This window comes from Actinoplanes sp. NPDC048796 (genome assembly GCF_040650035.1).
Lineage (GTDB): Bacteria > Actinomycetota > Actinomycetes > Mycobacteriales > Micromonosporaceae > Actinoplanes.
Genome location: NZ_JBEZGO010000005.1, coordinates 132,542 through 155,794 on the forward strand (window position 1 = coordinate 132,542; position 23,253 = coordinate 155,794).

Sequence of the window (23,253 nt, forward strand, 5' to 3'; positions counted from 1 at the left end):
CCTTCTTACCCGTTGAAGGTCGCGGGATGCGGGCCCGTACGGCCGTCGCTCTCCAGAGCGTCGATCGCGGCCAGCTCGGCCGGCGTCAGGTCGAAGCCGAAGACGTCGAGGTTGGCCGCGATGCGGGCCGGGGTGACCGACTTCGGGATGACCACGCGGCCCTGCTGGAGGTGCCAGCGCAGGACGGCCTGGGCCGGGGTGACCCCGTGGTCGCGGGCGGCGGCCACCACGGGCGCCGCGTCGAGGACGGCGCCCTGGGCGAGCGGGCTCCAGGCCTCGGTGACGATGCCGAGGGCGGTGTTCGCGGCCACGGTCTCGCGGTTCTGCAGGGCCGGGTGCAGCTCGATCTGGTTGACCGAGGGCACGGCGCCGCCGAGGGCGGCCACCCGGTCGAGGTGTCCGGGCAGGAAGTTGGAGACGCCGATGGAGCGGGTCAGCTTCTCGGCGCGCAGTTCCTCGAGGGCCTGCCACGTCTCCAGGTAGGCGTCGGTGGCGGGGGCCGGCCAGTGGATGAGGTACAGGTCGACCCGGTCGAGACCCAGGGCGTCGAGGCTCCGGCGCAGGGCGTCACGGGTGGGCGTACGGCCGAAATCGGAGATCCACAGCTTGGTCGTGACGAAGAGCTCGTCGCGGAGCAGGCCGGAGGCCGCGATCGCGCGGCCGACGCCGGCCTCGTTGCCGTAGGCCGACGCGGTGTCGATGCTGCGGTAGCCCGCCTCGAGCGCGGTGGAGACCGCGGCCTGGGTCTGGGCGCCGGGCACCTGGAAGACGCCGAAGCCGAGCTGCGGGATGGTCACGCCGTCGTTGAGCGTGACGGTGGGGACGGCAGTCATTGTTTCTCCTGCAATAGACAGCGTATGCAACTAACCGATAGTTGCACGCGCGTTCTATCGGCGCAAGGCGGTGTAAGGTTGGTCGCCATGGGGATCAGCAACGACGCGGTCGAGATCCGCGCCCAGGGGTGGCGGCGCCTGGCCGCCCTGCACGGCCTCATCGAGACCGCGCTCGAGAAGGCGCTCCAGGCCGAGCACAAGCTTTCCGTCGTCGAGTTCACGGTCCTCGACGCGCTGAGCCGCCAGGACGGCTGGCACATGCGCATGCAGCAGCTGGCCCGCGCGGCCGCCCTGTCCAGCAGCGCCACCACCCGGCTGGTCACCCGCCTGGAAGACCGGGGCCTGCTGACCCGCATCCTGTGCGCCGACGACCGGCGCGGCATCTACACCGAGCTCACCGCGGCCGGGCAGCGGCTGCTGTCCGAGGCGCGGCCCACCCACGACCGCGTACTGGAGCAGTCGCTGGCCGAGGCCGGGACGATCCCCGAGCTGGAGAGCCTGGCCGCGACCCTGCATCGGGTTTGACCGGCAACCGGCGGGTATCCGATGGTCATGAGCGATCAGAGGAACGAACGGGACGCGGTGGAACAGGGCGACGGCGCGCCGGCGCCCGAGGAATCGCCCAGCCGGGCCGGAACCGAGGACCGGCCCGACCTGAAGGAGCACGACAAGGCCGACCCGGCCGACGGCACCGACGTCTGACGGCGTTCACGAGGCCAGGCCCCGGATCAGCTCGATCGTGCGGCTGAGATGGGGCTCGGCCCGATCGGCCCGGTGGGCCAGGGCCAGGTCGACGGTGGCGGCCGGGCCGGCCAGCGGGCGGTAGACCACACCGTCGAGGGCCAGGGCGGTCACCGGCTCCGGCACCACCGCCACACCCAGGCCGCCGGCCACCAGAGTGATGACGGTGGACGTCTCGCCGACCTCGTGCCGGACGCGGGGCTCGAGGCCGGCGTCGCGGAACAGGCCGAGCACCACGCCGTACATCACCGAACGGCGACCGGCGGAGTACACGATCAGCGGCGTCTCCCCCAGGTCGGTGACCTGTACCCGCTCACGCCCGGTCAGTGGATGCGCGGCCGGGAGCGCGACGACCAGGCGGTCGCGGCGCAGCGGGGTGACGGTCAGGGACCGGTCGGCCACCGGCGGGCGCAGCAGCGCCAGGTCGATCTCACCCGAGCGCAGCGCCTCGACCTGGTCGGGCGCGAGCATCTCGCCCCGGAACGAGAAGTCGACGCCCGGCAGTTCGACCGCGAGGTGCCGGGACAGGGCGGGCAACAGGCTGTACGTGACCGAGCCGACGCAGCCGATGGCCAGATGACCGACCACGCCCGCCGCGACCCGGCGCGCCTCGTGACCGGCCTGCTCCACGTCGGCCAGGATCGCCTTCACCCGCGCCAGGTAGGCCCGGCCGGCCTCGGTCAGCTCGACCCGGCGGGTGGTGCGGTGCAGCAGTTCGACACCGAGCTCGGCCTCGAGCCGGCGGATCGCCTGGGACAGCGGCGGCTGGGCGATGTGCAGCCGCGCGGCGGCCCGCCCGAAGTGGCGCTCCTCGGCCACGACCAGGAAGTACCGCAGGTGGCGCAGCTCCATACGGCCAGCAGGCTATCAAAACGGGCGTACGGGCTGGTCGAGCACGTCGTCGTCCGCGGCCACCGGATATCGCGCCACCAGGGCCAGCGCTTCGTCCTCGCGGCCGCGCACCGCGTACGCCACGACCAGGTAAGCCCGCAGCAGCGCCACGTCCTCGTCGTCCCGGCCCAGCACGGCGTGGGCGCGGGCGAGCAGCCCCTCGTCCGGTGGCGTCTCGGCGGCCAGGCGGATCAGCGCGCGCAGGGTTCGCGGGTCGTCCGGCCCCAGCAGCCGTTCCAGGTCGCCGGCGATCCCCCGTTTCCGGTGGCGCTCCTCGTCCGGCCCGGCCAGCCACCGCACGTATCGCGCGTGCTCCTCGCGGGCCGCCACGGTATCCGGATGCACCGGCCCGAGGTCGCGCGCGCGGTCGGCCACGATCCGTTCGCAGGCGGCCGCGACCTGCCCGAACAGCGCCCGGGCCGCTCCCTCGTCGCCGAAACGCTGGTGCAGCGCCGCCAGCCGCGCCCGGGCCCGAAGCGTCCCGATGTCGTCCGGCCCGGCGGCCGCCTCGCGCCAGCCGCGCAGGATCCGTTTCCGCAACGCCGAGCGGACCGGCCCGGGCGACGACCAGAACTCCAGGCGGGACAGGGTCTCCAGAGTGTCCGGGTGGGCCTCGCCGAGGATCCGGGCGCGCGCGGCCGCGATGCTCTCCAGCTCGGCGATCAGGCGCGGCTCACGGTCGCCCTCGGCACCCCAGCGCACCAGGGCCAGCTCCTCGCGGACGGTGAGGGTGTCCGGGTGCTCCGGCCCGAGGGTCCGCGCCCGGCTTTCGGCTGCCTTCGCGAGCTCACCGATGGCCGCGTCCTCCCAGACCGCGTGGCCGGGATCGTCGTACTCGGGCGTCGACCGGTAGGCCCCGGCCAGCTCGATCCGGCTGCGCACGGTACGCGGGTGGTCGGCGCCCAGAGTCCGCTCCCGCTCGGCCAGGGCGGCCTGGAGCCGGCGAACCTCGACGACCCGGCTGCGGCGCACGACCGGAGACTACAACGAAGCCACCGGGCGCCCTCCCCCGCTCAGGTGAGGCGCCCGGTGGCTTCGCGACAGCTACCGCGTCACGGGGCCAGCAGGGAGTCGCTGACCGCCGTCACCCGGCCGAGCTTGAGGGTGGCCACGTCGGCCTCCTCGTACGAGGCGGCCTGGTGGGCCCACTGCGAGCGGCCGCCGGCCGTGCGGAAGTGCACCTTGACCGGGCCGGGGGCGAGCTTGGAGAAACGGTAGCGGCCGTCGGCGCCGGTGGTGGTGGTCAGGCCGAACGCGTTCTCGGTGTTGACGAAGTCGACCGAGGCGCCCGCGACCGGCGCGCCGGTCTCGTCGGTGAGGCGGCCGGTCAGGGTGGCGGCGTGGAACAGGCGCTCGCTGACGCGCAGGGTGCGGCCCTCCCGGACCGTGTGGACGGTGGCCTGCGCGAAGTCGAGCGTCCGCGGCGAGTACTGCTGGAGGTGGCCGTCGGTGAAGCTGACGACGTACGCGTCGCCGGCCGGCACCTCGATGGCGTAGCGGCCGTCGGCGGCCGTCGTGGCCGTGAACGGCCGGGCGGTGTCGATGTCGTCGACGGTGACCTTGACACCGGCGGCCGGGCGGCCGGCCGGGGTGACGACGCGACCGGCGATGGTGCCGTTGTCCACATCGGTCCCGGCGGCCTGGGCCGGGGCGGCGAAGGCGGTGGTGGCGACGAAGGCGGCGGCGAGGGTGGCGGTGATGACCTGGCGACGGCGCATTTCTGTGTTCTCCCCGTGAAGAAGTGGTGTGCGGAGAACGCTATGCGGGCCGGTCAGCGAGCGGGATCGATCTCTGTGGCAGGTGGCACGAAACCGGTAGCCGCGAGGAGCCGGGCGGCCACCGAGTGACACCGGGCCGACAGTTCGGGCGGTTCCAGCACCTGGAATTCATGCCCCAGCAGGACCACGTGCATGAGAATGAAATCCAGGTTGTCGGCCCCACTGACCACTTCGGAGTTTCCGTCGTCGCGCTCGTAGACGATGGCGGCCGAGGGCGGGACCGCCGCCCGCACGACGGATGCCGGAGCGTGCACCAGGAAGCGGCCCTGATACTTGTAGACCCGGCTCGTCACTCCTTCTTGGACATAGGTGGCCGCGTCCGGTGCCGGGCGTGGCCGGAAACGCCAGGTGCGCGCGGACACCTCGCTCATCCGGTCGACCCGGAAGGTGCGCCAGTCGTCGCGATCGAGGTCGTACGCGAACAGGTACCACCGCTTGTCCGAGGCGACCAGCCGGTACGGCTCGGCGTGCCGCGGCCCCGAGGTGTACGTGAAGTCGACGAGCACCTGGTCGCGGCAGGCCCGGGCCAGCGTCATCAGGTCGGCCGGATCGCCGAAGGAGCGCTCGCGGCCGAACGACGAGACGGACCCCGACAGCGCCTTCACCGACTGCCGCAGCCGGGCCGGAAGCACCTGATCGAGCTTGGACAGGGCCCGCAGCGCCGCCTCCCCGCCGACTCCGGCCAGCAGGGAGACGGCGGTCGCGATGGCCTCCTCGTCGTCGAGCAGCAGCGGCGGCAGCGCCTGCCCGGGACCGAGCTGATATCCGCCGCCGGCGCCCTGGCCGGCGTTGACCGGGTAGCCGAGCGTGCGCAGCCGGTCGACGTCGCGGCGGACCGTGCGGGACGTGACGCCGAGCCGTTCCGCCAGCTCGGGCCCGGTCCAGACGCGGCGTTGCTGAAGCAGGCCCAGGAGCGTGAGCACCCGTTCGGTCGTGTCCATGTCACCCACCTTGTCAGAGATAGCGGACCGATCCTGTCCGCCTCAACTGGCATGGTGCGGACATGGACCTCAACCGCGCACTTCGCGAGCAGTGGGAATGGCACTGGAATAACCAGGTCGGCCCGCGCCTGGACGGGCTCACCGACGACGAGTACTTCTGGGAGCCGGTGACGGACGCCTGGAACGTGCGGCCGCGCGGCACCTCGCCCGCGCCGGTGCACGCCGGCGGCGGCGACTTCACCATCGACTTCGCGTTTCCCGAGCCGTCGCCGCCGCCCGTCACGACGATCGCCTGGCGGCTCGGTCACGTGATCGTCGGGGTGCTCGCGATGCGCAACGCGTCCCACTTCGGCGCGCCCGCCGCCGCGTACGAGACGTGGGATTATGCCGGAACGGCGGCCGGGGCCCGCCGCCAGCTCGACGAGCAGCTGGCGATCTGGCTGGCCGGGGTGAGCCAGGCCGACCTGGAGAAGAAGGCGGGACCGAGCGAGCCCTACCCGGAGGCGACGATGGCCGAGTTGGTCCTGCACATCAACCGCGAACTGATCCATCACCTGTCCGAGGTCTGCCTGCTGCGCGACCTCTACCCGCACACGAATGGAGAAAAGCTGTGAGCACCGAGTTCCAGGTGACCTTCGACGCCCGCGACCCCAAGGCCCAGGCCGAGTTCTGGCGCCAGGTCCTCGGCTACGTCGTGCCGGCGCCGCCGGGCGTCGAGCTGGCGCCCGGCGACGACGTGTGGGCCGCCTGGGAGGAGGCGCTGGAGCGGTTCAACGTGCCGAAACAGCGGCGCAACGCGCAGTCGGCGATCGAGGATCCCGAGGGGAAGCGCCCCCGCGTGTTCTTCCAGCAGGTGCCCGAGGAGAAGGCGGTCAAGAACCGCGTTCACCTGGACGTCCGGTCGGCTCCCGGCCTTCGGGGCGAGGAACGGATGGCGGCGCTGGAGGCCGAGCACGACCGGCTCGTGGCGCTCGGGGCCAAGCGGCTGCGGCGTGAGGAGCCCGCTCCCCCGCTGAGCTTCGGGTTCATCGTGATGGCCGACCCCGAGGGCAACGAGTTCTGCCTGGACTGACCCGTCTTGTGCGGTTGTGCGTAACGAGCCTCCCAAGTTGCGAACCTCCTTTCGCGGGGATTACGTGAATGGAGCACCTGACGGGAGGCTCCTATGACGGTCGACGACGCCGAGCGGCTGAGCGTGGACGAGCTGCGCGGGCTCCAGCTCGAACGGCTCCAGTGGACGCTGCGGCACGCGTACCAGAACGTCCCGCACTACCGGCGGGCGTTCGACGCCGCCGGTGTCCACCCGGACGACTGCCGCGACCTGTCCGACCTGACGCGATTTCCCACCACCAGCAAGGCCGACCTGCGCGACAACTACCCGTTCGGCATGTTCGCCGTCCCCGGCGACCAGGTGCGGCGCATCCACGCGTCGTCGGGGACGACCGGCAAGCCCACCGTCGTCGGCTACACCGAGCGTGACCTCGACACCTGGTCGACTGTGATGGCCCGATCGCTGCGCGCGGCCGGCGCCCGGCCCGGCGATCGGCTCCACAACGCGTACGGCTACGGGCTCTTCACCGGGGGCCTGGGCGCCCATTACGGGGCGGAGAGGCTGGGCTGCACGGTCATCCCGGTGTCGGGCGGCATGACGCCGCGGCAGGTGCAGCTCATCACCGACTTCCAGCCGCGGGTCATCATGGTGACGCCGTCGTACATGCTCACCGTCATCGACGAGTTCGAGAAACAGGGCCTCGACCCGCGCAAGTCGAGCCTCGAGATCGGGATTTTCGGGGCCGAGCCGTGGACCGAGCAGATGCGCCTCGAGATGGAGGAACGCGCCGGCATCCACGCCGTCGACATCTACGGCCTGTCCGAGGTGATCGGGCCCGGCGTCGCCCAGGAGTGCGTGGAGACCAAGGACGGCCTGCACATCTGGGAGGACCACTTCTATCCGGAGATCCTGGACCCGGTCACCGGCGAGCCGGCCGAGCACGGCGAACTCGTCTTCACCTCGCTCACCAAGGAGGCGATGCCCATCATCAGGTATCGCACCCGCGACCTGACCCGGCTGATGCCCGGCACCGCGCGCCCGGCGATGCGCCGGATGGAGAAGATCACGGGCCGCTCCGACGACATGATCATCGTGCGCGGGGTGAACCTCTTCCCGACCCAGATCGAGGAGATCATCCTGCGGACGCCGGGACTGGCTCCGCATTTCCAGCTGGTACTCACCAAGCGCGGCCGCATGGACCACCTCACCGTCCAGGTCGAGGCGCGCCCCGACTGCCCCGGCGACCGCCGCGAGGCCGCCGGCGCCGAAATGGCCAAGACGGTCAAGGACACCGTCGGCACCAGCGTCGAGGTGGTCGTGACCGAACCCGAGACTCTCGCCCGCTCCGCCGGAAAAATCCAGCGGCTGGTCGACCACAGGGAGCGCTGAATGGCCGTATTCCGCATCCTCGAAGCCACCGCGCGGCCCGGCGCCGTGGCCCGGCTGTCGGAGCTCGTCGTCCGGCAGGAACAGCAGATCGTGGCGCGGGCGGCCGGCATCGTCTTCGTCCAGTCGCTGCGCAGCGGCGACCGCGTGATGGCGGTGTCGAGCTGGGCCAGCGTCGAGGACATGCAGCGTTACCTCGACCGGCCGGAGACCGGCGACTTCTACCGGGCGCTGCCGGAGCTGCTCATGGGTGTGCCCAGCGTGCGCACCTACGAGGTGATCAGCCCATGAGCTGGTATTACCCGAAGGGCTGGACCGACTCCGGCGACGGTGTGGAACAGGTCCTCATCCATTACGCGGCAACACCTCCCGGTCAGTGGCCGGACTGGAGCTGGGGTCACGAGGCGCGGGTACTGCAGGATCTCGGCGGCTCTCCGCGGCAGCGGCTGAAGGTGCTGCGGATGCCGCGCACCGTCTGGGATCTGGAGAACAACCGGTCCACGCCGGAATACCGTTTCCACTACTACTTCGAGGTGTTCCAGCACGGCCACCGCTGGACCACCGACCTGTTCACCGAGGACATCGTCTACCGCGACCTCGAGTACACCGACGACAACGGCTGGATCACCAACATCTGCATCTACTGGTCGGTGGGCGACTGGGTCGCGCCGGTCTACAGCCCCATGGAGGACCCGCGCATCCCCGGCGACTCCGAGTTCCAGGCCAGGAACTATTACACGTACGACGACAAGGAACGCTTCCACCACGAGAAATACCGGATGTTGTACGGCCTGGACCTGCCGCATCGCTTCCGTTCGCGGATGTGGGGGCCGCGCGGGGCCACCCTCGTGCAGCAGTACCACGTCGGGCGCATGTACCCGCCGGAGGAGAAGAACGAGACGTGGCTGGGGCCGGACGGGGCGTCGGCGCCGGGAGGGGGCAACTGTTGGTACCACCACCTGTGAGCGTCTTCGGCCTGCGCAAGAACTGGGTCGACCCGGGACCGGGCATCGCCCTGGTCCAGGCGCACTACGTCTGCTCCCCCAGCGGCGCACCTCCCGACTGGTCCTCGGCCGAACAGGTCGTGCTGGCGCCGTCCCCGGTCCGGACCGCGGTTCTCGAACTGCCACGGACGGTCGACGGGTCCACCGAGTTCTCGCTGCACCACTTCTTCTTCGTCGTGGGCGCGAACGACCGTACGACGTCTCCGGTCTTCACCGAGGACATCATGGCGCGCGAAATCGTGTTCGACGACGCCGCCGGGGCGTACACCTCGGTGGGTTTCGTCTGGAGCGCGGTCGACGCGCCCGTGCCGAACTACACCAGCGGGACGATGGACGGTTTGCCGTTCGTGTCGCCGGGTACCGCGCCCCCGGAAGGTGACGTCTACGAGTTCGTGCGCGCGCAGCCGCTGCCGCACGTGTTCCGAGGGCTGGTGTGGGGCGTGCGCGGAACCACCATTCGCTACGGCTATCACCTGCTGCGCCAGGGGATGCCGGATCCGGCCGCGGACGACGAGCGCTGGGACGACCACGACGGTCACGGCTGGACCATCTCCCTGTGAGGCGCTACGACCGACCGCTGCGGTGGGCCGGCCGGGGCCTGATCCGCTACACCGGATCGATGCCCTTCCCGGTTCTCCATTACGGGTACGACGGGTGGTCCTCCCCGCGGGATCTGCCCATGCGGCGCGACGACGCCGGCTGGCTCGCCTCGATCCCCACGGCCGGGCGCCACGTCGTCGACTGCGTCGTGCGCTCGGCGCGATCGGAGCGGTGCGACAACAACGACGGGGCGGACTACCGGCTCTGGATCGGGCTGGACCCGGTCGACGCGCACACGCACGTCCGCGCGCCCGGCGGCGGCATGCTGGGTTTCGACAGCCTGCGCACGGCCGCGTTCTCCGGCGGCATGACGCACGCGCTGGTCTCATGGACCGACAACGACCTGGTCGAGATCGTCGCCGAGGCGACGCCGTGGCTCACCCCGCTCGTCTGGGTCCGGCCCGGCGGTCCCGATCCGGCCGACGTCCGGCGCCGGCTCGCCGCCGGCGGCGCCGGACTCAAGCTCCATCCGGCGTACGACGGGTATCCGGCCGACACGCCGGGGCTGGATCCGTACCTGCGAGTGGCCCAGGAGGCCGGCGTGCCCGTGACGGTGCACAGCGCGCCCGGACCGGCCGATCCCGACCTGATCCGGCGCCTGGCCGAGCGGTTCCCGGCGGTACGGTTCGTGCTCTACCACACGTACCTCGGACCTCCGGAGGGCCGCAAGCGCGCCCTGCGGCACGCCGCCGCGCTGCCGAACCTCTACCTCGAGACCTCGTGGTGCCGGTCGGCCGAGGCCGAGCGGCTGCTCGACGAGCTGGGACCGGACCGGGTGCTCTTCGGGTCGGACGCGGCCACCGACGGGCCCGACCACTACGTCCGGCGGCCGCCGAACATCGAGATGACCGAGAACTACAACACCGGGCTGCTGCGGCTGGCCCAGCGGCTCGCGCCGGAGGTGTTCCGGGCGTTCGTCTCGGGGAACGCCCGCAAGCTGTTCGGCCTCCCGGCGGCGTACGTTCACAAGCGCCGTCCGCGGCGGCCGTCACTCTGACGTGGCGGTGTGGCGCGCCGGGCAAGATCTCCCATGAGTCGCTATGTTGGTACGCATGACGACGGCCGGCGCACGCGGGACACTCCTGCCGCGCGCGTTGCTGTCCATTCTGCTGTTCGTGTTGCTGGCGCAGGTCGCCACGCCGCAGCGGCCGTCCGCCGCTGTTTCCTCCTCCGCCGTTTCTGAATCCTCCCCGGAAGAGCCGGGTGAGGAGGCGGAGTTCGAGCAGGCGCCGCTTGACCGCGCCACCGTCCTCAGTACGCAGTTCACCGCGGGTGTCCGCGGTTCTCGCGCGCCTCCGGCCGCGTCCCTCTGATCACCGCTTGGTGATCGCAGCCCTGTTGCGAAGAGTGGACGTGCCGACTGGACGGATAGATAGTCATGAATGTTGTAGCGGAGATGCTCGTTTCCTCGCCGGCGCCGGCGGCCATCTGGGCCACGCTGATGCTGCTCACCCTGCCCGCTCTGCTCCTACTGGGCAGCCCGCAGGCGATGCGCCACCCCCGGAAGGCGGCTCAGGAGACCGTGGCCGCGCTGCGGTCGCAGGCCACCCTGCGGCGGCGTCAGGCCGAGGAGGCCGAGCGGGCGGCCCAGTTCGCCTCGGAGGTCGAGGTGGCGGCCTCGCGGGCGGCGGCCTCGGCGCAGCGCTGGCAGGAGATCTGGGAGCAGGCGTCGGCCTCGGTGAACACGGCGTACGACGCGTGGCTGGAGGCGGATGCCCGGGTGCGGAGCGCGGCCTCGGCCGCGGCGTGGGGCACCCCGTGGTCGGTGCGGACCTGCGAGGAGTACGCGGCGCGGGAGCGCTTCCTGCACCAGGCCGTCTCGGCGGCGGTCGGCCGCGGCGAGCTCCCGGCTTCGGCGCTGGGTGACGCGATCGCCGGGCGCAACGGCTGGGACGCGCGGCTGCACCCGGTCGACCAGGAACTGGTGATCGCGCGGGCCTCGGCCGCGTGGCTGCGCCAGTGCTACGACCTGGCCGTCGAGGCCGAGGCCACGGCCTGGCACGACGCCTCGCTGGCCCGGCGCGCCGCGAGCAGCCTGCGCGAGGAATCGCAGGCGGCCGCGGTGCTGGCGGCGGCCCCGGCCCCGGTGCGGGGGAACACCGAGGTCCGGGCGAGCCGCCGGGTCACTTTCGGGGAGATCGCTCAGATCGCGATGCGCTGACCCGGGAAGATCAGGTTCGGGTCGTCGATGATGCTCTTGTTGAGCTCGGCGAGCCGCTCCCAGCCACCCTCGATCTGGTAGCGGTTGGCGATCTTGGCCAGGGTGTCGCCGGCGCGGACCACGTAGAAGTCACCGCTGGTCCGGGTCGTCGACTTGTGGGTCGACGTCGTCTTCGCGCTCGACTTGTGGGTCGTCGAGGTCGACTTCTTGTGCGTGCTGTGGGTGCTGTGGCTGCTGTGCGTGCTCGTCGACTTCTTCTTCACCGACGACTTCTTCGTCTCCGAAGCGCCGCTGGTGTTGTGGCCCTTGTAGCTCTTGGACGAGCCGGCCTTCTTGCCGCAGACGGGCCAGGCGCCGATGCCCTGACCGTCGAGGACCTTCTCGGCGATCCGGATCTGCTCGCTGCGGCTCGCCTTGTCGGCAGTGCTGGCGTACTTGCCGCCGCCGTAGGCCTTCCAGGTGCTCTTGGTGAACTGCAGGCCACCGTGGTAGCCGTTGCCGGTGTTGATGCTCCAGTTGCCGCCGGACTCGCACTGGGCGACGGCGTCCCAGTTGACGCTGCCCGCGGCCTGAGCCGGCTGGGCCGCACCGAACAGGGCGAACGCTCCGGCCACGCCGGCGGTGGTCAGGCCGAGGGCGATGGTGTGCTTACGGGTCTGTGCCATGGAAGAACAACCTCCACGCCTACGAGGTGAGCTGTCGGGTTCGGGCTGAGGTGCCCGGCCGCACGTGGCGGCTTCACCCCGAGGCACGCGCTGGGCGTGCCGAGGAACGTGTGGGTCCCCCGCTCCATGCCTGAGTTGAATTCCGTCGGGCGGCGGCAGGACTCGGCGTTCCGCCCGCGGTGCCCACGATCGTGGGACCGGCCGACCGTAACCACGCCCGGCGACGGTCGGCAAAGGCCCGAAGGGCGATCGTGACGTTGTTCTCAGTACGCCCAGGCCGGGAATGTGCCCGATTTCGTCCCGTTATGTGGGCCACCACGATCAAGGCCGCGACCAGGCACGATCAGTCCGGCGTTACCAGGCCCTGCAGCCCGACGACAATGGCGACGAGACCGAAGATCGCCAGCAGCAGTCCCCGGCCGAACGGCGCGGCGCCCGGTTCGACCGGTTTGCGACCGGTCAGGCGGTCCCAGAGCAGCGCGACGCCGACGGCGATACCGACCACCTCGAAGTGGAAGACGTGCGGCCCGTCGAACAGGTGCACAAGCAGGTAGTAGCCGCCGGCCACCAGGGCGACGACGCCGACCACCCAGCCCCAGGGCGCCACCTTGTCGGCGAACCCGCCCACCCCACCGCCCACCCGGGGAATCTGCCGCAGCAGGGCCGCGGCCAGCAGCAATCCACCGAGGATGTTCGCGAGATCCAACAACAACGCCATGAGCATGCCTCCCTGGTACCCATACGGGAGCGCTCCCATGTTCGGTTCAGCGCCGCTGGATCGAACAGTCCGCGCAGAGCCGCTGATGCGGAATCGTGAATGCCAGGCAGCACGTGCGGCGACGGACCCGCTCGGCGTTCCACTCGACCAGCCCCGCCACCCCCAGCGTCCGCAGCACCCGGCCCGTCGTCTCCCCCGGCGGCACCCCGGCCACCGCGGCGGCCCGCTGAGCCGCGTGCGCGACCCCCGCCGAGAGTGACCCCAGCAGCAGGCGCCGGCTGACCCGGGTCGCGTCGGCAACGGTGTCGAGCAGCGGCGTCACATGCTCGTCGAGCAGCGTCCGGCGCAGCGTCGCCAGCAGCGCGCCCTCGTCACCGGCGACCCGGACCCGCGGCTCTCCGCCACCGGCCAGCGGGTCGCCGGGCAGCACCGACACCGGCACGTCCTCGCGCAGCCCGAGCCGCGCCGGCGCGTACCGGTCGTCGAACCGGATCAGCACCTGAGCACGCGAGAGATGCGGCACCCGGCGCGCCGCCACCCACCCGAAGACCGCCGGAACCGCGAGCCAGAAGGAGTACGCCTTCCAGATCAGCGCCGCCGACACGTGCGGCTGCGCCGCCGGCCACCGGCGCCGGCCCGCCTCGAGCAGCACCTCGACACCGTCGCCGACCAGGCTTTCCGCGGGGATCCAGCCCTCGAGATCGCGCACCAGCAGGTCGGCCGCGAGCCCCGGCACCCGGTTGCTGGAGCCGAAACCCGCCGCGATCGCGGCGAGGATCGGCGCGTCCACGAGATCTCCCACCACCGCTGTATACCCGCCCGAACGCTTTTCAGTGACGCGTCCCCAGTGGACGGTAGGGTGGCCCGGTGAAACTGGGTGTGAACCTGCCGCAGACCACCACCTACGACCTGGCGCACGACGTGACCGCGTTCGCCCGGGAAGCCGAGCAGATCGGCTTCGACAGCCTGTGGGCGTACGACCGGGTGCTGACCCCGGAAGACCAGACCGGACCCCACGGGTTGTACGGAATGCCCGATGTGCCGTGGCCGGAACGGTACGGCTACACCACGGATCCACTGGTCACCCTGTCGATGGCGGCCGCCGTGACCTCGCGGATCGAACTGGGCACAGGCGTCCTGGTGCCGCCGCTGCACGTACCGGTCCGCCTGGCCAAGATGCTGTCGGCCCTGGACGCGGCCAGCGGCGGCCGCCTCATCGCCGGCCTGGGCGCCGGCTGGTCCATCGACGAGTTCGAGGCCAGCGCCCCGCGCCCGCTGACCGAGCGGGGCGCCGCCCTGGACGAGTTCCTGGACGTGGCGGAGGCGGTCTGGGGCCCCGACCCGGTCACCTTCGACAACGGTCGATACTCGATCAAATCCGCCCGTATCAACCCAAAGCCCGCCCGACGCGTCCCGGTCATCCTCGGCGGCCGCGGCGAACCCGCCCTGCGGCGCATCGCCCGCCGCGCCGACGGCTGGCTCCCGACCGCGACGGCACCCCAGCAGGTCGGCGAGACCCTGACCCGCCTGCGCGACCTGGCCGAGGCGGCGGGCCGTGACCGAGCGGCCATCACCTGCGTCTTCCAGATCGGCGTGGCCGCGACCCCCTCCGTACCGAAGATCGTCGAGGAGATCGAGGCCCTGGCCAAGGTAGGCGTGGACCACGTCTACGTGACCCTGCCGTCGGCGTTGTCCTCACTGACCGAGCTGATCGACACCGCGGCCGCCCTGATGTCCGCCGCCGAGGACGCCGACCTGCACTGACCCCACCCCGCGCGCCGTGTCGGCCGCCGCCGCGGAAGTGGAGCGGCGGCCACGAGCGGACCGCGCACGACCGGCCCGGCGGCCCAGCGCTGTCGCCGGATCACGTCGAGGACGACGGCCAGGGTTTGAACGCGTTGGCCGGAAGCTTGGCGCCCAGTGCTGGGCAGTGGCGGCTGATCAGGGCGGTCATGCTGGTCTCGGCGATCCGGTCGAGGCCGAACCGGGTGTAGATCTCGGGGCGGTAGTCGGCGGTCAGGAACCGGTCGCTCTGCAGCCGCCGCGAGGCCATCAGGATGAAGACGCGGAACGCCGTGTCCGAGAAGCCGAAGCCCTCGGGCGGCGTCTCCGCGAACAGGCCGACCATCGTGTCGACCTCGTCGATCGACCGGTAGACGGCGCGAAGCTTGGCCACCGAGGCGGGATCGGCCGAGAGGTCCTCCCAGCGTGTGATCCGGGGCAGGTGCAGTGCCTCGCGGAAGTCGTTGTAGCGCGGGACGTCGCGGTGCCGGGTGCGGATCAGGTCGACCACCGACAGGTCGATCACCTCGCCCTCGCGGACGAAGTTGAGCAAGGCCCGCGGATAGTTGTGCAGTGCGATCGCCCCCGGGTGGGCGATGCCGAACGAGTACAGGGTGTCGGTCAGCCCGAATTCCCGCAGCGCGTCGTCGGCGCGGTCGCCCTGGATCTCCGGGAACTCCGCGCGGCGCAGCAGGGCGCCGTCACCGGCGGCGTGGAACGCGTACGAGTCCGGGATCAGCGGATGCATCCGGTAGACGGTGACGAAGTCCTCGGTCAGCGAGTACGGCGTGCCGTGGTGGTCCGGTGTCGTGGCCGGGATGCCGTGCAGCGCGTTGGCGTCGGTGAGCCACAGGCCGGCGCGGCTCAGCCAGTCCTTCGGCGGGACGCCGCTCCAATTGACGTTCATGGCCCGCTCCAGCACCGGCGTGGCCAGGATGGCGGGCGTCCACTCGATCGTATGGATCTTCACGATGATGGCGGCGACGATGAGGCGCGCGGTCTGGTAGATCCGCTCGTCCGGCCACAAAGGATTCCGTGACCGCAGCTCGTCGCAGAGGAGGTTGTGCTCGCGGGCGAAGAGCGTGTGCATCGCGCCGAGGCCGAGCCACCACGCCTCGCTGAACCCGGTGATCTCCGATCCGGCCACGTCGAGCGGCAGATAGCCGTCGGGCGTCATCCGCAGTTTGGCGCCGTCGCGCAGGTCGAGGGCCTTGGCCGTGGTGGTGCCGTAGACCTCGGAACCGTCCCACCAATGCGACGCGACGTTGCCGAAGAGCACGCCGTCGCGGGTGACGTTCCCGCCGACGCGCATCTCCGGCTCGAGCGGGCCACCGGGCGTGTTGGCCCAGCCCGCCATGTCCGGCGGCAGCGGAACCCGGACATCCGCCACGCCGAGCGGGTGCCGGGCGTGCACGACCCAGTCGTGCACCTGGAACTGGATCCACGCCGCGGCCAGGATGTTCAGCGACGTGGCCGGCCGGAAATCGTGGCGGTGCAACAGTTCCCGGCTCACCACGATCGGGTTGGGCTCGATGACCAGCTCGGGCCGGGCCACGGCGGCGACGTTGCGCCCGAAGGCGGCGCCGACGGCGCCCATCGACGGCTCGGCCAGATCGTTCCAGGTTCCCTCGTGGGTACGGAAGGCGCGCGCGTCCGCCGACGGCGGCGCCGGCACGGGCCGGGCCGACGGCGGGGCGGGCCGGGTCTCGGTGTCGATCAGGTTCTCGCGGCGCAGCACGTCGCGCAGCGCCGCCAGATTGAGCAGCGACAGGGCCTCCGGCAGGCGGTGCCACGGCCGGAACCGGTTGACCACGCCGAACAGGGAGCGCATGGCCGCCCCGGCGATCCGGTTGCGCAGCGGGACCTCGGTGACCCAGTGCCGGCGGTCGCGGTGCGCGGCGCTGGCGTCGTAGGCGGCCTCGCGCACCCGGTTGAGGTTGCCGAGCGGACGGAACTCCGCGGTCGTGTTCCAGGGGTTGAACCGCAGGGCGTGCACGGCTCCGTCGTCCGTCGCGCCACTGTGGATGGTCAGCACGGCGATCGGCTCGGCGTCGGACTTCCACTCCACGGCCGCGTCCTCGATGGGCGTCTCGCGGGGGCCGCGATAGCGTTTGACGCACAGCTCCAGGCGTACGTCCGCGGCCTGAAGCCGCGACGTCATCTCCTCGCGCAGGAAGTCGAAGCCGGAGAACGGGGCGGCCGCGGGGGTGCCCGGCGCGGGCCGCAGAAGGTACTGCACGGCGGTGCCGCCCCAGGCGATCGGCACGCGGCTCCAGTAGGTCTCGGTGGCGACGCTGCCGATCCGGCGGCGGCCCCGCTGAACGTTGCCGACCATGCGCAGGGTCTCGACGGGCCCGAGGACGAAGACCAGGCGGACCAGCCCGAGGTAGCGGCGCGCGCCCCCGCCCGCCGTGGCCACCGCGAACTCGGTGAACTGCCGGGCGTCGCGGGCGTGCGACACCGGCGCGTTCGTCATCAGCAGGTCGTGCTGCTCGCCGGGCGAGACGGTCACCCGCACGGCGGCGCCGCGCAGGTCGGGCTCGCGGTCGTCGAGGATGCGGCCCTCGGCGTTGCTGAACCGCACGGAAGCCGGGTATTCCGCGCCGGGAACGGCGTACCCCACGCGCAGATCCGCTGGGACGTCGAGGAAACGCAGCGTCGCCGCCGCCGTGGCGAAGGTCCCCTTCGCCTGGAACCCGGCCCGGATCGGGCCGCCGGCCTTCCGGTTCTTCAGTTGCGTCTGAAGGATCTGCCGCGCCATCCGCTCGAAGAGGCGCCGTTCCGCCTCGGGCGAACCGCCCAGGTAGACCTCCTGCCATCCGGTGGTCATCCGGGCAGCGTAGCGGCCATCGGCAACCGTGGATCACCCGATCAGGGCGGCGGCGGCCTCCACAGCCCGTACGGCGACCTCGTCCAGCGGACGGTCGCTGAGCGCGAAGAACCCCTCACCGAACAGCGCCACGTAGCCGTGCGCGACCGCGAGCGTCGCCTCCAGGAGCCGGACCGCCGCCGGGTAGCCACCGGGATGCGCCGCCGCCACTGCCAGATCCAGAAGCGCCGTCATGAGCGCGCGGGTGTGGTCGCGGCGCTCATCATCGCGCACGGCGTACAGCTCGTTGGCGAAGATGACGCTCATCCCGGCTCCGGTCCGGCCCACATAGCGGACATAGGCGCCGGCCACCGCCGCCATTCGGGCCGCCGGGTCGCCGGCCGGAGAGACGGCGGCTTCGATTGCCGTACGCAGGTCGCGCGCGGCCCGCGCGGACACGGCGCTCAGCAGGTGGGCGCGGTCCGGGAAATGCCGGTACGGCGCGGCGGCGCTCACCCCGATCCGCCGGGCCACGGCCGCGACCGAGAAGCGCTGCACCCCGCAGTCGGCCAGCACCTCGAAGCTCGCGGCGACCAGCGCGGCCCGGAGATCGCCGTGGTGGTAGCGCGTCACGGTTGCCTCCCTGTAAGGGGGCTCTTACATTATCAAGTAAGTGCCCTTTTACATCTGATGCGCCCGGGAGACATCGTGACCATCCGGCTCGGCTACCAGATCCCCAACTTCACCTATCCCGGTGTGCCCGTCGAGAACCTTTTCGACACCGTCGCCGCCCAGGCCCGCGAGGCGGAGGCGTCCGGCTTCGACACCGTGCTGGTCATGGACCACTTCTACCAGCTTCCGGGCATCAACACGCCCGACCACCCGATGATGGAGGCCTACACGACCCTGGGCGCCCTGGCCGCCTCGACGTCGACGGTGCGGCTCTCGACACTGGTCACCGGTAACACGTACCGGAACCCGGCCTTGCTGGCCAAGACGGTGACCACATTGGATGTCATCGCGAAGGGCCGCGCGATCCTCGGCATCGGCGCCGGCTGGTTCGAGCGGGAACACCAGGACTTCGGCTTCGAGTTCGGCACCTTCGGCCAGCGCTTCGAACGGCTCGAGGAAGCCCTCGGCATCATCGCGCCGATGCTGCGCGGCGAGGAGCCCACGCTCGAGGGCAAGTGGTACACGGCTCGCGGGGCGATGAACCACCCGCGCCTGCGCACGATCCCGATCATGCTGGGCGGCGCCGGCGAGCAGAAGACGTTCCGGCTGGCCGCCCGCTTCGCCGACCACATGAACATCATCTGCGACCTGGACGACCTGCCCCGCAAGGTCGCCGTCCTGAGGCAGCGCTGCGAGGAGGCCGACCGCGACCCGGCCACGCTGGCCACCAGCTTCCTGGTCACCGGCATGGTCGGCGAGACGGCTCAGGAGGCCGCGGAGCTCAGTGCGAGCCTCGACGACAACCGCCGCGCCCGCGCCGCTGTCGGCACGCCGGACCAGGTCGCCGAGCAGATCCAGGAGAGGATCCTGAACGCCGGCGTCGACGGCGTCTGCATCAACCTCATCCGCAACGGCCACCGCCCCGGCGTGGTGGCCGCGGTCGGCGCGGCGCTCAAGCCGCTGGTGACTGCCTGATCAGCACGCGGTAGACGACGTAGCCCAGCCAGGCCTGGGTGTCCTGGGAGTCCTGGTCGCCGTGCTGAACGCCGGGCCAGGCTCGCGGCCGCATCGGCTGGTGGGGCGCCCACAACCCGGCCCTGTTCGTCAGCAGCGTCATCATGATCCTGATCGGCCCGGCCGGCGTCCTCGCCGCCGCGTGACACCGAGACCGGACCGATCATGTGACGCTCCTCCCGTTCTGCCCGCCCAGCCGTTGCCGGCCGGGCCGCCGGGCGGGAGTCTGAGGGAGTGATCACCACCCCCATGTCGGTCGACCTCGATCTGCCCTACGGCCCGGCTCCGGAACACCGTCTCGACGTCTATCAGAGGACCGGCACCACCCGGCCGCCCGCGGTCGTGCTGGTGCACGGCGGCGGCTGGTTCCGCGGCGACAGGTCCAAGGAACAGCGACTGGCGTCGCTGCTGGCCGAGGCCGGCTACGTCGTGTTCGTGCCCGACTACCGGCTGGCACCGGCCCACCCGTTTCCGGCCGGGCGCGACGACGTACTGGCCGCGGCCGCGTGGGCACACGCCTCGGGCTACGCCTTCGACCGCGACCGGGTCGCCTTCCTGGGCGGCTCGGCCGGCGGCAACCTGGCGGTCGAGGCCGGGCTGTCCACCGGCCGCCCGGCGGCGAGCTGGTCGGGCATCTTCAACCTGCAGGCCTTCATCGAGGCCACCGACGGCACCGTCGCCGCGACACCGACCGGGCAGGACCTCGACGCCATGCGCAGCGCCGACATCAACCAGACCGGCCGCGACGACGCCTTCCTGCGCTGGTGCATACTGCAGGAGGTCGGCGGCGACCGGTCGTTGCTGCCGGACGCCTCGACCGTCCAGCACGCCACCGCGAACGCCGGCCCGGTCTACCTGGCCAATTCGCTCGCCGAGTTCGTCCCGGTCAGTGATCCGATCGCGATGCAGCAGGCGCTGACGGCCGTCGGCGTGGCCAGCACGCTGCAACTGATCCCGGGCACCCGGCACGCCGAGGGCTATCTGGACCAAGCCATCGCCGGGACCCTCGCCTTCCTGCACGACGCTCTGGCCCCGGGCCGGCAGCCGTGACCACGAGCGGCCCCTGGGCACCGTCGCCACAAGCACCGCTCGATCGGAGAACAAGCATGAACCGCCCCTTCAGCACCGTGGCCGACGTCTTCTGCTTCGTGACCGACCTCGCCGCCGCCTCCGCCTGGTACACCGACCGGCTCGGCACACCGCCGGTGCTCGAGGTCGCCCAGATGGTCCGCTTCGACCTCGGCGGGTCCGCCCTGACCATGCACAAGGCCGACGACTACAACACCGGCGGCCCGGCCGGATGCGTCGCCTACTTCGACGTCGAGGACGTCGACGCGCTGGCCGCCGAATGGATCCGGCACGGCGCGAGCGCCCACCGCGGGCCGAAGACCATCATGACCGGGGAGCGGCTCTGTCAGCTCCTCGACCCGTTCGGCAATCTCATCGGCATCCGGCAGAGGCCGCGCTGACCGGATCGGCGCTCGTCCGTTGGGGACACGTCACCGGCCGGACGTGCCGTCGATCAACTGTTCCTGGCGACGCACATGACGGTGCAGGGCGCTGAGCTGTTGCGCGGCCGAGCGGGTCAGCTCGTCGATGTCGCGCACGGCACGCTCCCGGTCGGTGAGCATGGCGGCGGCAGTCAGATTCCGGTGGTGCCGGGCTTCCCGGCCGATGGCGGCGGCCATCTCCCGGGCGTCGTGCAGCGTGCGACCGGCCCGTTCCCGCGCCTCGCTGAGCAGTGCCCGAGATCTCTCCTCGGCGTCGCGCACGTGCTCGTCAGCGGTGTGCCGCGCCATCGTCATGACTCGCTCCGGGAACGCCTCGCCGCCCACGGCCGCGGCTGTCGTGGACCGGTGCGCCTCGTCGAGCTGCTGCCGCACGTGCCGGGCCTCCCCTTCGGCACGGTCGCGGGCGCGATGCGCGCGATCGAGGGCGGCGGCCACCTCTGACAACTCGGCCTGGGCGGCTCGACGGCGCCCGCCGGGATCGCCCGGCGGCACGGCGGCCTCGAGCCTGGTCCGCAGCGCGTCGTTCTCCTCCAGCAGCCGGCTCATCTCGCCGATGGCCTCGTCGAGGAACGCGTCCACGTCGTTGTCGTCGTAGCCACGCCGGCCGAGGGACGCCTTCGCGAATTCCGTGTTGTGGATGTCGGCCGGTGTCAGGGTCATGGAGCTCCTCGATCGAGGGTCTCGGCACGCCGAAGGCGGGCGCGGATGCGCTCGTCGGAGATCGCGGAGGCCGTTGACGGCTACCGTACGCGCTCCACCGCGGGCTGCGCGTACAGTGGGCCCTGCGGTCGCCTCGAGGCGCCGGAGGCCGGCAGCACCGGCCGCCCTTGATCAGGACGCTCCTCGTCGTCGCCGGCGCACCCGCCCGCGACGGACGACATCGTCGACCTGGTCCTCCAGCATCACCTGACAAACGCGAACGAGAAGGATCTGAATGACACCGAACTATGACAATTCCTCGTTGTTCTTGGCGCCGTCCGCGCCCCGAGACACCGAGACCGGCGCGAATCGGCCGGCGGCCGACCACCGCGCCGAAGCGATGCGGGCGCTGCGCCACCCGTTCGCGGTCCGGCCCGAAGCGGCCGCCGCCCGCATGCGCTGAACGGTGAACGCGCGCCATCTCACCGGCTCGCCGCCGGCCCGCTTCACCCTCTCAGAAAGCACACCATGACCATCTCCAAGGCAGCCGTGATCTTCGCTCTTCGCGAGCGCGGCCAGCACGATCGCGCCGACTTCGTCGACCGGGAGCTCCCCGAGCACTTCGAGCTCTCCCGGCACGGCGGCCTGCTGTCCACCCTGCGGCTCGACCCGGCCGACCTGACCGAACCGGGCGCTCGGCCCGCCGTCGTCCGGCCGGTCTGACGACGCGCCGCCGGACACGCTGAACGCCTTCACGGCGACATCGTCATCGACTTGCCCGGCGACGGCACGTCCCGCTTCGCGATCAGGTCACGGCGGCCCAGACCACCTTGCCGTCCCGGGTGGGCAGGACGCCCCAGGCGGCGGCGGTCACGTGCACCAGCCGCAGGCCCCGGCCCCGTTCACCGAGCGGGACCGGCTGGCCGGCGAGTTCCAGTTCGCTCGCGGCCGGGAACCGGCCGACGCAGTCGTGGACCGCCACGGACAGCCGGGTGTCGCTGCGCGAGACGGTGACGATGAGCCCTCACACCGGGCTCGGCGAAGGGCGCGGACATTCGCCTGTCACTGAGACGGCACAACCCCGTCCTAGCGTTGCCGCATGGATGAGAACACGCACGACTCCGGCCCCCTGACCGTGCTGCAGAGCGTCAAGCCGCCCTTCGTCCCGGACGGCGCGGAGGCGACCACCATCATCATCGAGTACCCGCCGGGAAGCCCCGGCACGGCGCCGCACCGTCACCCCGGACCGGCCTTCGGTTACGTGCTCGAGGGCGAGATGGTCTTCGAACTGGAAGGCGAACCCGAACGGGTCGTCCGCGCCGGGGAGACGTTCTGGGAGCCCGGCGGCGACGTCATCCACTACCAGGACGGCAACCACAGCACCGAGACACGGCTGCGGTTCCTGGTCACCATGATCTGCCCACCCGGGGCGCCCATGCTCACCTTGGTCGGCGCGGACGAGCTGACGGCTCGCCGCGGCCGCCGAGCGCCGCGATCCACCTGAGGCGGACACGGCGCAGCGGATGACGACGACCGGGCCGGCCTGGCCACTGGAGATCACCGCCCTGCGGCAGCCGCCCGGGGTCCGCCTCCGCGGCGAAGTGGACCTGGCCACGCTGCCCAGCCTGGAACTGGTACTGGAACTGCTCCTCGACACGCCCGGCGACATCGTCGTCGACCTGGAGGGGGTCACCTTCCTCGACGTGGGCGGCGGCCGAGCGCTGGCCCGGGCCGCCCTGCTCCTGCGGCCCACCGGCCGCCGGATCCACCTGCGAGCGGCGAGCCCGTTCGTATGCCGCGTGCTGGTCCTGCTCGGCTGGGCGGACCTGTTCCTCATGTACACGGAGCAAGGGACGGCGTGAGGCCGCACCGGACCTGCGGCAGCTGCGGACGGGCCGAGCGCCGGGGCGCGGCCGGTCGCTTCATGGACGGCTGGGTCACCGGATGAACGTCTCCAGTGGGAGGAAGACGTTCAGGCCGATGATCAGGGCGGCCGCGGCGGCGGTGGTCAAGGGGTTGTTGACGAAGACGCCCATGATGTCGCGAGGGCACGCTGG

General features: G+C 71.6%; 32 protein-coding genes and 1 riboswitch. Of the genes, 19 read left to right on the forward strand and 13 right to left on the reverse strand.

Going from position 1 to position 23,253, the window contains the following annotated elements:
- Nucleotides 1–5: 5 nt before the first annotated feature.
- Nucleotides 6–833: an aldo/keto reductase gene (locus AB0C26_RS22205; RefSeq protein WP_360250393.1), complete on the reverse strand. Its 828-nt coding sequence runs from the start codon at nucleotides 831–833 to the stop codon at nucleotides 6–8.
- An 87-nt stretch (nucleotides 834–920) separates the two neighbouring features.
- Between AB0C26_RS22205 and AB0C26_RS22210 the strand changes: the two genes are divergently transcribed.
- Both AB0C26_RS22210 and AB0C26_RS22215 read left to right on the forward strand, forming a co-directional pair.
- Nucleotides 921–1,358, forward strand: coding sequence for a MarR family transcriptional regulator (locus AB0C26_RS22210; protein WP_360250396.1), 438 nt, complete (start codon nucleotides 921–923; stop codon nucleotides 1,356–1,358).
- 27 nt (nucleotides 1,359–1,385) lie between these two features.
- On the forward strand, nucleotides 1,386–1,535 hold the full coding sequence (locus AB0C26_RS22215; protein WP_360250399.1) for a hypothetical protein: 150 nt from the start codon (nucleotides 1,386–1,388) through the stop codon (nucleotides 1,533–1,535).
- Nucleotides 1,536–1,541: 6 nt separating this feature from the next.
- Here the strand turns inward: AB0C26_RS22215 and AB0C26_RS22220 are convergent, their stop codons facing one another.
- From AB0C26_RS22220 to AB0C26_RS22235, 4 genes are all read right to left on the reverse strand, one after another.
- A complete protein-coding gene (locus AB0C26_RS22220) occupies nucleotides 1,542–2,426 on the reverse strand; it encodes a LysR family transcriptional regulator (RefSeq protein WP_360250402.1) in 885 nt (294 codons plus the stop codon).
- Nucleotides 2,427–2,441: 15 nt separating this feature from the next.
- The gene (locus tag AB0C26_RS22225; RefSeq protein ID WP_360250405.1) at nucleotides 2,442–3,437 is read right to left on the reverse strand and encodes a hypothetical protein; all 996 of its coding nucleotides are present in this window, start codon (nucleotides 3,435–3,437) and stop codon (nucleotides 2,442–2,444) included.
- Between the two features lie 80 nt (nucleotides 3,438–3,517).
- The gene (locus AB0C26_RS22230; protein ID WP_360250408.1) at nucleotides 3,518–4,183 is read right to left on the reverse strand and encodes a carboxypeptidase-like regulatory domain-containing protein; all 666 of its coding nucleotides are present in this window, start codon (nucleotides 4,181–4,183) and stop codon (nucleotides 3,518–3,520) included.
- A 53-nt stretch (nucleotides 4,184–4,236) separates the two neighbouring features.
- A complete protein-coding gene (locus AB0C26_RS22235; protein WP_360250411.1) occupies nucleotides 4,237–5,184 on the reverse strand; it encodes a YafY family protein in 948 nt (315 codons plus the stop codon).
- Nucleotides 5,185–5,246: 62 nt separating this feature from the next.
- On the opposite strand from AB0C26_RS22235, the gene AB0C26_RS22240 reads away from it, so the two are divergent.
- From AB0C26_RS22240 to AB0C26_RS22280, 9 genes are all read left to right on the forward strand, one after another.
- Nucleotides 5,247–5,798, forward strand: a complete 552-nt coding sequence (locus AB0C26_RS22240; RefSeq protein ID WP_360250414.1) for a DinB family protein — start codon at nucleotides 5,247–5,249, stop codon at nucleotides 5,796–5,798.
- Nucleotides 5,795–6,256, forward strand: coding sequence for a VOC family protein (locus tag AB0C26_RS22245; RefSeq protein ID WP_360250416.1), 462 nt, complete (start codon nucleotides 5,795–5,797; stop codon nucleotides 6,254–6,256). Before AB0C26_RS22240 ends, AB0C26_RS22245 begins: the two co-directional genes overlap by 4 nt.
- A 93-nt stretch (nucleotides 6,257–6,349) precedes the next feature.
- Entirely contained in the window at nucleotides 6,350–7,624 is a 1,275-nt protein-coding gene (gene paaK, locus AB0C26_RS22250; RefSeq protein WP_360250419.1) for a phenylacetate--CoA ligase PaaK, read from the forward strand.
- Entirely contained in the window at nucleotides 7,625–7,912 is a 288-nt protein-coding gene (locus AB0C26_RS22255) for a hypothetical protein (protein WP_360250422.1), read from the forward strand. It begins immediately after the preceding gene.
- On the forward strand, nucleotides 7,909–8,586 hold the full coding sequence (locus tag AB0C26_RS22260; protein WP_360250425.1) for a hypothetical protein: 678 nt from the start codon (nucleotides 7,909–7,911) through the stop codon (nucleotides 8,584–8,586). Before AB0C26_RS22255 ends, AB0C26_RS22260 begins: the two co-directional genes overlap by 4 nt.
- Entirely contained in the window at nucleotides 8,583–9,185 is a 603-nt protein-coding gene (locus AB0C26_RS22265) for a hypothetical protein (RefSeq protein WP_360250428.1), read from the forward strand. The genes AB0C26_RS22260 and AB0C26_RS22265 overlap by 4 nt, the downstream gene beginning before the upstream one ends.
- Nucleotides 9,182–10,222 (forward strand): amidohydrolase family protein, encoded by a 1,041-nt coding sequence (locus AB0C26_RS22270; protein WP_360250431.1) that lies wholly within the window; start codon nucleotides 9,182–9,184, stop codon nucleotides 10,220–10,222. Before AB0C26_RS22265 ends, AB0C26_RS22270 begins: the two co-directional genes overlap by 4 nt.
- A 55-nt stretch (nucleotides 10,223–10,277) precedes the next feature.
- Nucleotides 10,278–10,538: a hypothetical protein gene (locus AB0C26_RS22275; protein ID WP_360250434.1), complete on the forward strand. Its 261-nt coding sequence runs from the start codon at nucleotides 10,278–10,280 to the stop codon at nucleotides 10,536–10,538.
- A 65-nt stretch (nucleotides 10,539–10,603) separates the two neighbouring features.
- Nucleotides 10,604–11,386 carry a hypothetical protein gene (locus AB0C26_RS22280; RefSeq protein WP_360250437.1) on the forward strand — a complete coding sequence of 261 codons (783 nt, stop codon included), beginning with the start codon at nucleotides 10,604–10,606 and terminating at the stop codon, nucleotides 11,384–11,386.
- On the opposite strand, the gene AB0C26_RS22285 is transcribed toward AB0C26_RS22280, so the two are convergent.
- The 3 genes from AB0C26_RS22285 to AB0C26_RS22295 all read right to left on the reverse strand — a co-directional run bounded on the left by AB0C26_RS22285 (nucleotide 11,368) and on the right by AB0C26_RS22295 (nucleotide 13,571).
- On the reverse strand, nucleotides 11,368–12,051 hold the full coding sequence (locus AB0C26_RS22285) for a transglycosylase family protein (protein WP_360250440.1): 684 nt from the start codon (nucleotides 12,049–12,051) through the stop codon (nucleotides 11,368–11,370). The genes AB0C26_RS22280 and AB0C26_RS22285 overlap by 19 nt on opposite strands.
- A 2-nt stretch (nucleotides 12,052–12,053) precedes the next feature.
- Nucleotides 12,054–12,209, reverse strand: a riboswitch (cyclic di-AMP (ydaO/yuaA leader).
- Nucleotides 12,210–12,394: 185 nt separating this feature from the next.
- The gene (locus AB0C26_RS22290; RefSeq protein WP_360250443.1) at nucleotides 12,395–12,769 is read right to left on the reverse strand and encodes a hypothetical protein; all 375 of its coding nucleotides are present in this window, start codon (nucleotides 12,767–12,769) and stop codon (nucleotides 12,395–12,397) included.
- Nucleotides 12,770–12,815: 46 nt separating this feature from the next.
- A complete protein-coding gene (locus AB0C26_RS22295) occupies nucleotides 12,816–13,571 on the reverse strand; it encodes a (2Fe-2S)-binding protein (RefSeq protein WP_360250446.1) in 756 nt (251 codons plus the stop codon).
- A gap of 65 nt (nucleotides 13,572–13,636) precedes the next feature.
- Between AB0C26_RS22295 and AB0C26_RS22300 the strand changes: the two genes are divergently transcribed.
- A complete protein-coding gene (locus tag AB0C26_RS22300) occupies nucleotides 13,637–14,533 on the forward strand; it encodes an LLM class F420-dependent oxidoreductase (protein ID WP_360250449.1) in 897 nt (298 codons plus the stop codon).
- A gap of 100 nt (nucleotides 14,534–14,633) precedes the next feature.
- On the opposite strand, the gene AB0C26_RS22305 is transcribed toward AB0C26_RS22300, so the two are convergent.
- Together AB0C26_RS22305 and AB0C26_RS22310 are read right to left on the reverse strand one after the other, a co-directional pair.
- The gene (locus AB0C26_RS22305; protein WP_360250452.1) at nucleotides 14,634–17,381 is read right to left on the reverse strand and encodes a peroxidase family protein; all 2,748 of its coding nucleotides are present in this window, start codon (nucleotides 17,379–17,381) and stop codon (nucleotides 14,634–14,636) included.
- Between the two features lie 33 nt (nucleotides 17,382–17,414).
- Entirely contained in the window at nucleotides 17,415–17,993 is a 579-nt protein-coding gene (locus AB0C26_RS22310; protein WP_360250455.1) for a helix-turn-helix domain-containing protein, read from the reverse strand.
- Between the two features lie 75 nt (nucleotides 17,994–18,068).
- Here AB0C26_RS22310 and AB0C26_RS22315 point away from each other — a divergent pair, with 75 nt between their 5' ends.
- Nucleotides 18,069–19,007, forward strand: a complete 939-nt coding sequence (locus AB0C26_RS22315) for an LLM class F420-dependent oxidoreductase (RefSeq protein WP_360250458.1) — start codon at nucleotides 18,069–18,071, stop codon at nucleotides 19,005–19,007.
- On the opposite strand, the gene AB0C26_RS22320 is transcribed toward AB0C26_RS22315, so the two are convergent.
- A complete protein-coding gene (locus tag AB0C26_RS22320) occupies nucleotides 18,985–19,152 on the reverse strand; it encodes a hypothetical protein (RefSeq protein WP_360250461.1) in 168 nt (55 codons plus the stop codon). The genes AB0C26_RS22315 and AB0C26_RS22320 overlap by 23 nt on opposite strands.
- 128 nt (nucleotides 19,153–19,280) lie before the next feature.
- Here AB0C26_RS22320 and AB0C26_RS22325 point away from each other — a divergent pair, with 128 nt between their 5' ends.
- The gene (locus tag AB0C26_RS22325; RefSeq protein WP_360250464.1) at nucleotides 19,281–20,096 is read left to right on the forward strand and encodes an alpha/beta hydrolase; all 816 of its coding nucleotides are present in this window, start codon (nucleotides 19,281–19,283) and stop codon (nucleotides 20,094–20,096) included.
- Between the two features lie 56 nt (nucleotides 20,097–20,152).
- A complete protein-coding gene (locus AB0C26_RS22330; protein ID WP_360250467.1) occupies nucleotides 20,153–20,515 on the forward strand; it encodes a VOC family protein in 363 nt (120 codons plus the stop codon).
- 30 nt (nucleotides 20,516–20,545) lie between these two features.
- On the opposite strand, the gene AB0C26_RS22335 is transcribed toward AB0C26_RS22330, so the two are convergent.
- Nucleotides 20,546–21,217, reverse strand: a complete 672-nt coding sequence (locus tag AB0C26_RS22335; protein WP_360250470.1) for a DivIVA domain-containing protein — start codon at nucleotides 21,215–21,217, stop codon at nucleotides 20,546–20,548.
- A 274-nt stretch (nucleotides 21,218–21,491) separates the two neighbouring features.
- Between AB0C26_RS22335 and AB0C26_RS22340 the strand changes: the two genes are divergently transcribed.
- A complete protein-coding gene (locus tag AB0C26_RS22340; RefSeq protein WP_360250473.1) occupies nucleotides 21,492–21,659 on the forward strand; it encodes a hypothetical protein in 168 nt (55 codons plus the stop codon).
- A gap of 65 nt (nucleotides 21,660–21,724) precedes the next feature.
- Nucleotides 21,725–21,919, forward strand: coding sequence for a hypothetical protein (locus tag AB0C26_RS22345; protein ID WP_360250476.1), 195 nt, complete (start codon nucleotides 21,725–21,727; stop codon nucleotides 21,917–21,919).
- A gap of 82 nt (nucleotides 21,920–22,001) precedes the next feature.
- Here AB0C26_RS22345 and AB0C26_RS22350 read toward each other — a convergent pair whose 3' ends face one another.
- Entirely contained in the window at nucleotides 22,002–22,178 is a 177-nt protein-coding gene (locus AB0C26_RS22350) for a hypothetical protein (protein ID WP_360250479.1), read from the reverse strand.
- Between the two features lie 117 nt (nucleotides 22,179–22,295).
- Between AB0C26_RS22350 and AB0C26_RS22355 the strand changes: the two genes are divergently transcribed.
- The gene (locus AB0C26_RS22355) at nucleotides 22,296–22,700 is read left to right on the forward strand and encodes a cupin domain-containing protein (protein ID WP_360250482.1); all 405 of its coding nucleotides are present in this window, start codon (nucleotides 22,296–22,298) and stop codon (nucleotides 22,698–22,700) included.
- A gap of 19 nt (nucleotides 22,701–22,719) precedes the next feature.
- Nucleotides 22,720–23,058 carry an STAS domain-containing protein gene (locus tag AB0C26_RS22360; RefSeq protein ID WP_360250485.1) on the forward strand — a complete coding sequence of 113 codons (339 nt, stop codon included), beginning with the start codon at nucleotides 22,720–22,722 and terminating at the stop codon, nucleotides 23,056–23,058.
- The last annotated feature ends 195 nt before the right edge of the window (nucleotides 23,059–23,253 follow it).